Origin of the sequence: Streptomyces sp. NPDC053513 (genome assembly GCF_044544765.1) — a bacterium.
Classification (GTDB): Bacteria; Actinomycetota; Actinomycetes; order Streptomycetales; family Streptomycetaceae; genus Streptomyces; species Streptomyces litmocidini.
The window spans coordinates 60648-67309 of the sequence record NZ_JBITXP010000034.1 but is presented as its reverse complement, the minus strand read 5'-3'; the positions used below and the strand labels follow the sequence as shown (position 1 = coordinate 67309).

At 69.4% G+C, this 6662-nt stretch carries 5 protein-coding genes and 1 pseudogene; 2 read left to right on the top strand and 4 right to left on the bottom strand.

Annotated features, from left to right (window positions below; translation table 11 throughout):
- Positions 1–110 precede the first annotated feature (110 nt).
- Together ACIGW4_RS34760 and ACIGW4_RS34755 are read right to left on the bottom strand one after the other, a co-directional pair.
- Positions 111–281 (bottom strand): hydrophobic protein, encoded by a 171-nt coding sequence (locus ACIGW4_RS34760; protein ID WP_364824752.1) that lies wholly within the window; start codon positions 279–281, stop codon positions 111–113.
- An 807-nt stretch (positions 282–1088) separates the two neighbouring features.
- Positions 1089–1445, bottom strand: coding sequence for an ASCH domain-containing protein (locus ACIGW4_RS34755; RefSeq protein ID WP_399585465.1), 357 nt, complete (start codon positions 1443–1445; stop codon positions 1089–1091).
- A gap of 982 nt (positions 1446–2427) precedes the next feature.
- Between ACIGW4_RS34755 and ACIGW4_RS34750 the strand changes: the two genes are divergently transcribed.
- Together ACIGW4_RS34750 and ACIGW4_RS34745 are read left to right on the top strand one after the other, a co-directional pair.
- Entirely contained in the window at positions 2428–4077 is a 1650-nt protein-coding gene (locus tag ACIGW4_RS34750; protein ID WP_399585480.1) for a serine/threonine-protein kinase, read from the top strand.
- 49 nt (positions 4078–4126) lie between these two features.
- On the top strand, positions 4127–4636 hold the full coding sequence (locus ACIGW4_RS34745) for a DUF6368 family protein (protein ID WP_399585462.1): 510 nt from the start codon (positions 4127–4129) through the stop codon (positions 4634–4636).
- A gap of 56 nt (positions 4637–4692) precedes the next feature.
- On the opposite strand, the pseudogene ACIGW4_RS34740 reads toward ACIGW4_RS34745, so the two are convergent.
- A pseudogene (locus ACIGW4_RS34740) lies at positions 4693–5378 on the bottom strand (response regulator).
- Between the two features lie 34 nt (positions 5379–5412).
- Entirely contained in the window at positions 5413–6573 is a 1161-nt protein-coding gene (locus tag ACIGW4_RS34735) for a sensor histidine kinase (RefSeq protein ID WP_399585460.1), read from the bottom strand.
- Positions 6574–6662 lie beyond the last annotated feature (89 nt).

The following is a 6662-nucleotide window of genomic DNA, read 5'->3' as shown; positions in this document are numbered from 1 at the left end:
ACCGGTTTGTCCCCTCGGCCTTCGTCCCGGGGGGGGGCCCGGGGGGCCCCCCCCCCCCCCCCACTCACCTCGCGCGCATGGTGCGCTGCTTGGCATCTGTCGTCTGTCTGCTACCAGCGGTACCAGCGGCCCTTGCGGCCGCCGCTGTCCGCGGTACGGATGACGAATCCCAGCAGCCACACGACAAGCACGATCACCGCGATCCACCACAGCGCCTTCAGCGCGAAACCCGCACCGAACAGGATCAGAGCCAGCAGAAGAACCAGAAGCAGGGGAACCATCGTTATCAACCTCCTGGCCACCGCATGCCCTCACCTCAGGCTGACATGCTCACAAAGCCAGAAGTTATTTCGACGATGCACGGGGCATATTCACGGACTGCGTGCCATACAGCGTTCCCCCGGCCCCGACCCCGCCCCCCGTACTGTCGCGAGCGGGAAGCAGCCCGAGATGTGGGCCGACGTGGCACAGGCCCAGGGACCATCCCCGCGCCTGCGGGGAGCAGGTCACCGAGCAGATCCAGCCCGGCACCGGCCCGGAGGCGTTCCCTCCTCGTGCGGGGGAGCAGGCTTCATGACCTGCAGTTTTACAGTGCGTTCCGCTCCAGCTGAACCGCTTTCACTGAAACAGACGAATCACCCACCACCCCACGGGCCTGGGAAACAAATGCGACGGGAGCGTCAGGAGGCTTGATCAGGGCTGTCCCTGACGAGCGTGAGTGGTAAGCAGCGGTTCAGCGACCTCGCGTTCAAGCCCGCGTGTGGAGCAAGTTCTTCACCTCCCTGAACGAATGCGTGCAGGGAGGAGCGGCGGCAGTACTGAGTCAAGAGGCTCCTCTCGTGCGGTGCGGTCACGGCGTCGCTGCTCGGTCGATCGGGCGGAGCCGTCGGAAAACGTAGTCGTCTTGTGTCCGGCGAACAGGAGCGACAAGAAGCCTCATGACGGCGGGAAGCCCTGCCGCCGGTTGTCGGGCCGCGGCACGGGTCAGCCCCCTCGACAGCAGCCGGGGGGGCGCACCGCCCCTCGCAGGATTGGCTGACTGTCTGGTTGAGCCGAGAGGCGGCAGCGGTGATGTCGCTCAGGTCGCGTCACACGCCAGTGCGCTGGATCTCGACGGCCAGCGCTCCGAGCGCTTCTTTCTCCGGCGGGTAGATGGCGCGGATGTTGGCGAGTTGTCGGTGTCGTGCTGCGGTCGGGTCGATGTTTGTCGGGTCCTCGCCGTCCAGGAGGGCTTCGAAGTCCGGGTACTCGGTGACACGGAGGACTTGCACGTCGCAGGCCTCGTCGGTGTCCTTGATGCGGAAGCGGATAGTGTCGCCGGCGGTGAGGTCCGCAAGGTGCGGGTGCTTGACACGTACCTCGATGGTCTTGGTGCCCGCGGCGACGAGCTCGAAGTACTGGCGGTAGAGGTTGAGCTCGCGTACTCGGGCGGTGCGATCGGTCATCGGGAAAGAATGCTCCTGGAAGACGGTGCGGTCATCAGGCAGCCGGCCTCGGCAGCCGAGTACAAGCGGAAAAGGCAGGAGACGGAGAACAGGGTCTCGGTCATGGCGAGCGGCCAGGCGCGTGTTCCGTGCTGGGTGGCTGACCGGCGGCGCCGGGCAGGAGGTGGAGGTCAGTCCGGGACAGCGGCGGTGGACGCTGCTGTGGAACGCGTGGTTTGTGGTCGGGGGCCTGGCTTTCGGCCTGGCCGTCCGGGGTTTTCCGCATGATCGGTGACGTGCCGTCCGTCCTTCCGCGAGCGAGAATCAGCCTCGGGGACCGGCGCCTGTCCCCGGCGGCGTCCTGACCGCCAGCCGTCATCGGGCGGCGCGAACGGGTCGGGCCAGGTCTTGGCGAGGTACATGTCGTCAAGCGGTTCCAGCGAGCGCCACAATTCCCGCGTGGTCTTCGCCGACAGAGCATGCAGGGCTTCCTGAAGTACTGCTCGGTCGGCGGTGGCAGAGCACGGATCACACAGTAGGCAGCCGCAGCCGTCGTGGAGCGCCCGCGGTCGGGGCGGTGGGCCGTGCGCGACCACTCGATCAGTGCCAGGGCGCACAGCAGTCGGCCACAGCCGGTCGTGCTCGAGACGGGATACCGCTGCGGCGAGCTTGCCCGATCCCCGGGGCAGCCCGGGCGTTGCCGGTCCATGCGGCTGCCGCGGGAGCCGGCGTCCGACGGTACAGCGGAGTTGCGACGGCCGATTACGCGGCATCGTCCTTTCGGAGTTCGGAGTTCGTGGTGCCAGCATGCCAGCCAGGGGCAGGCGTGCACACCTCGGTTGCCCGACCGATGCCATCTCAACCCAGGGGTTGACGCGAAGACTTCCTGCCGCGCTGGTTGCAGGTGGAGATCCAACCCGGGGGGCGACGCCGCAACGGCTGTCGCCTCCTACCGTGGCCTCGGCGCGCTGATGGCCTGAACGTAAGGAATGACGGGGGAACCATGGCCGACGAGCAGACTTCCTACCCGCTTCGGCCGCCGGTGCCGTTGCGGCCCAGGCCGGAACCGGCTGGCGTTCCGGCAGAACAGGTCATGCCGGCGGTGCCGATATCGTCGTCCGACGACGTCGCGCGGCCGGCCGTCGGCGCGACGGCGGAGGCCGGCGCTGGGCGTCTGGTCGGTGGCCGCTACCGGCTGCTGGAGCGTCTGGGCACCGGGGGTATGGGAACGGTGTGGCGGGCCCGTGACGAGGTGGTCGAACGGGACGTGGCTGTCAAGGAGCCGCGTGTGCCGGAAACCTTCACCCCGGCGGAGCGGCGGACGGTCTGCCTGCGCATGGAACGTGAGGCTCGCGCCGCCGCCCGCATCGACCACCCCTCGGTGGTCGCGATCTACGACGTGGTCAGCGAGGACGGCCGCCCCTGGATCGTCATGGAACTGGTGCGCGGCCGCTCGCTGGCCGAGGCCCTGGAGGAGGGCACGCTCGCCCCGCAGGAGGCGGCACGGATCGGACTGGCCGTCCTGGGAGCGCTCACGGCCGCGCACGAAGCGGGGGTCCTGCACCGGGATGTGAAGCCCGGCAACGTGATGCTGGGCCGCCACGACCGCGTGATCCTCACCGACTTCGGCATCGCCCAGGTCGAAGGTGAGCAGAAGCTGACGGAGACTGGCGGGTTCATCGGCTCCCCGGAGTACATCGCCCCCGAGCGGGTCCTGGGGCGCCGGCCCGGTCCGGAGTCCGACCTGTGGTCCCTGGGCGTGATGCTGTACCAGGCCGTCGAAGGCGTCTCACCCTTCCGTCGGCAGACCACCCCCTCCACCCTTCAGGCGATCCTGCTCGCCGAGCTGCCCCCGCCCCAGCAGGCCGGCGAACTCACCGCGCTGCTGAGCGGCCTGCTCCGCAAGGAACCCGAGAGCCGGCTCACCGCCCCTGGCGCACGGCCGATGCTGCAGGCCCTCACCGTCGCCATCCCTGCCCCTGCCACGCCCTGCCTATCCACCCTGGCCGCACCAGCCCCGACGGCTGCGCCCGAATCCTGGGCGGCTGCACCGATGGGACGCTGGCTGCGCAGCCGGAGGGGCATCGCCGCCGGTGCCGTCGCCGCTGTCACAGTGCTCGTCCTGACGGCAGTGATGGTCATGTCCGGTGACGGTGTGCCGGAGGGCTGGAAACGCTACGACGAGTACCGGATGAACCTCGGCGTCGCTGCCCCGGCCGACTGGACCATCCAGACCCACGACGACCTGGACAACCAGAGCGGCGCGTACCGGGGAACCTCCTACAGCTCTCCCAAGGGTGACGTGTGGATCTGGGTGGCACGTCAGGAAAAGGCCACGGAAACCCCCCGGGGGACAGCCGACCGGTGGAAGGCCGAGCACGAACGCGAGACGCCCCCGCAGGGCGGAGCACCCCGCACCGCCAAGGTCGAGTCCGCCACGCACCAGGGACGGGACGCGGCGATCCTCACCGAGACGTACAGCGGGAACGGCGAGGGTGCGCCTCGCAGGCTCCTGCTGACACTGATCGTGGTGACGTCCCGCCAGGAACGGCTCACGCTCGCCGTTGACGTCCCCGACGGCAAGACCGCCACACAGACGGCGAAGGGCCTGTTCGACAAGGCCCGGGCGACCTTCGAGATCCGCAACCTGTGAAAGCGGGGACCATGGCTTGCTTCAACGCTTCCTCGCTACAGCCCGCCTCATGACGGGGCCTGTGCTGGTGGTCGAGCTGCCCCGGGCGCTTTCGCAGGCGGCGCTGTCACGGCTTCACGGGCTCCTGCTGAGCTCCTCGACGTGCTGTGAGGACCACGGAGGTGCCACGTTCGACGTGAGCGTCCCTGGCGGGGCACTGGGTATCCGCAGCGGTGAAGGGCCGCGTCCGTTCCTGGTCGGTGTGGGGGACTCGGTCCTCGGTACGGCAGATGATGGCGAGATGCATGTGGCCGGTCTCATCGGCTTCGTCCCGACCCACTCGATCACGGTGTCAGCGATGTTCAACGACGCGGTCGACCACACCGCCACGGCTCTGCTGACCGCCGCCGTCCTCGACGCCGTCGGCGAGGGGGTCGCCTGGGCCGAGCTGCGGTACGGGCAGGAGTCGAGCGTCGCGGGGCTCGAGGGCGTGATCGCGACCGAGCCCGCCATAGCCTACGGTTCGGCGACCTTCCTGCGGGCATGGGCCGCCCAGCCCGCCTTCCGTCTGGTGAAGTGAACCGGCGACACGGTGGGAGCGGCGTTCTTGGCCGGGCTGCCGAAGGGGCTGCGTGGTCAGGGGTGGGCCTGCCGCGCTCCGCCCTGGCCGGGCGAGACCAGGCCGCTCTCGTAGGCGACGACCACTGCCTGGGCGCGGCTTTGCAGGCCCAGTTTGGCCATCACGCGGTTGAGGTGGGTCTTGACGGTGGCGATGGTCACCACGAGGCGTTGGGCGATCTGCTCGTTGGACAGGCCCTGTCCGACGAGGTGCAAGACCTCCGTCTCGCGTTCGGTGAGGTCCTGGAGGGAAGTCGGCTGCTCGCGCAGGGTCGTCGGCTGATGGGCGAAGGTTTCGACGAGCCGGCGGGTGACGGTGGGGCGAACAGCATCTCGCCGTCCGCGATCAAGGAGAGGGCTGCCAGGAGGCGCTCGGGCGGGGTGTCCTTGAGGAGGAAGCCGCTGGCGCCGGCTCTGAGGGCGGCGTACACGTATTCGTCGAGGTCGAAGACGGTCAGCATGACGACCTTCGGCTTCGGCTCGGCTGCTCGGCCGAGGATGTACTCCAGGGCGGTGATGCCGCTCATGCCCGGCAGGCGGATGTCCATCAGGATCACGTCCGGTCGCAGTGCGGTGGCCAGATCCACCGCTTCCTCGCCCGTGGCGGCCTGGCCGACGACCTCGAAGCCGGGTGCGGCCGCGGCCAGGGCCGCGAGTCCGGCGCGGATGAGTATCTGATCGTCCACGATCAACAAACGCGTCACCGCCGCCGGCCTCCCCCTCGTTGCAGGGGAGCTGCTAGCTGTCCCCACTGTCCACCGGGGCCAGCGGGAGGGTAAAGACGACCTCGAACCCTCCCCCGTCCCGGGGGCCGGCCCGCAATGACCCGCCGTAGAGTTTGACCCGCTCGCGCATTCCGAGCAAGCCGAGCCCCGTCGACGGCAGAGCCACTGGCGCAATAGTGCCGCCCTGGTCGCTGATCTGGCCGGCCAGACGGTCGGTCTCGAAGACCAGACGCACCTCGACCCGTGCCCCGCGGCCGGCGTGCTTGGCGGCGTTGGTCAGAGCCTCCTGCACGATCCGGTACGCGCACAGGTCCACCCCGGAGGGCAGCGGCCGGTCCTGTCCCGTGACGGCCACGGTGACATCGAGACCCGCTGCCCGGGTGCGATCCACGAGTTCGTCCAGCCGGTCCAGGCCGGGGGACGACTGATACAGCTGTTCGGGCTCGCCCGCGTCGGTCCCGGCCCGCAGCACCCCGAGCAGGCCCCGCATCTCCTCCAGCGCCTGCCGGCTGCTCGTCCCGATCGACACCACCGCCTGCCGGGCTGCCACCGGGTCGGACGTGAACACGAAATCGGCCACACCTGCCTGGACCGCGAGCGCGGACAGATGATGCGCGACGACGTCATGCAGCTCCCGGGCGATCCGCAGCCTCTCCTCCGTCAAGGCATGCCGCGCCCGCAGCTCCTCCTCACGGCGCAGTTGCGCGGTCAGTGCAAGTTGCGCGTTACGTTCCGTCAGGCGGCGGTTGCTGTGAGCGTAGGCCCACACGATGCCGACCCCGATGACGGCCTGGGCGACCGCCATCACGGGGGCGAGTTCGGCCGCCAGACCGCTCACCACCCACGCCGCCCCCGTCGCGGCTCCCGCCCACGCCGCCCGCCGCGCCGGATGGGACACAAGCACCGTGTAACACGCGAGCAACGGGGCCCACAGATTCACCGACGGCTGAAAACCGGCCGCCGTGTAGACGAGAAACGCTCCGCAGGACACGATGAACACGGTCCAGGGGGCGCGGCGTCTCACAGCGAGCGGCAGGTTCACCGCCAGGCTCAGCGCGCAGGCCAGATAGCCGAAGGGCGGCCAGCCCTGCCCTTGATACAGCTGGGCATATGCCTGCTTCGCGTAGGCGATGGTCACGGCCGCCAGGACGCAGGCCAGCACGGTGTCGATCACGAGCGGACCGACGCGTATCCGCCCTCTGCCTTCTTGCATCCCCGCAGGGTAAGTCCGGCTCCCTTCGCCGTCGTCCACCCCTGGGTTGA

Bases quoted from the DNA above. Each gene is read 5' to 3' on its own strand.
- ACIGW4_RS34760 (WP_364824752.1), bottom strand. From the start codon at position 281: ATGGTTCCCCTGCTTCTGGTTCTTCTGCTGGCTCTGATCCTGTTCGGT.
- ACIGW4_RS34755 (WP_399585465.1), bottom strand. From the start codon at position 1,445: ATGACCGATCGCACCGCCCGAGTACGCGAGCTCAACCTCTACCGCCAG.
- ACIGW4_RS34750 (WP_399585480.1), top strand. From the start codon at position 2,428: ATGGCCGACGAGCAGACTTCCTACCCGCTTCGGCCGCCGGTGCCGTTG.
- ACIGW4_RS34745 (WP_399585462.1), top strand. From the start codon at position 4,127: ATGACGGGGCCTGTGCTGGTGGTCGAGCTGCCCCGGGCGCTTTCGCAG.